Genomic DNA, 593 nt, shown 5'->3' with positions numbered 1-593 from the left:
AAAGTCAGGTGGTACACTGAGTAAATCTGTGATTGATGCCTATGCCGCACTGCAAAAAAAGCGCCGTGAGCAGCAGCAAGCGCAAATCGATAAAAAACAAAAACTAGGCAATCAGGTCTCTGATAAGTCAGAAAGCACCTTGCGTGCGACCAGAGTATTATTGGAAGAGAGTTTGACCATAGCGGAAATCTCGCAAGCGCGTCAACTGTCGCAGTCCACCATTATGCGCCACATCGGTGAGCTAAAATCGCAAGACCCAAGCCTTGCCTGCGATCATCTACGTCCAGAGGATGAGGTCATGACAGCGGTTGGCAATGCTTATGTCGCCATAAAAGTCGCTAACAATCCAAACGATTTTAATGATGATGGTAGTATCAAACTGCGTCCGATATTTGATCATCTCAAGCAGAGTATCGATTACAACACCATTCGTTTGGCATTGATTTTTATCACGCCGTAATTTGTTATGACTCTGTAGACTTTTTTGAAAAACTAATATTGAACCAACTATTAGAGCGTGTCTAAAGCGACAACACTCATTAACGCTCATTCTTTATATCCCTTTATAGCGATAAACTGTTATGCCTGATTTT

1 protein-coding gene is annotated in these 593 nt (G+C 42.5%); it reads left to right on the top strand.

Annotated elements, in window-relative coordinates; genetic code table 11:
* Positions 1-460: helix-turn-helix domain-containing protein (locus tag ACS8FC_RS19200; protein WP_439297964.1), on the top strand; the 460-nt coding region annotated here is incomplete at its 5' end.
* Between the last annotated feature and the right edge of the window lie 133 nt (positions 461-593).

This window comes from Psychrobacter sp. 1Y4 (assembly GCF_051847555.1).
The sequence above is the reverse complement of the archived record's forward strand: the minus strand, read 5'-3'. Positions and strand labels throughout refer to the sequence as shown.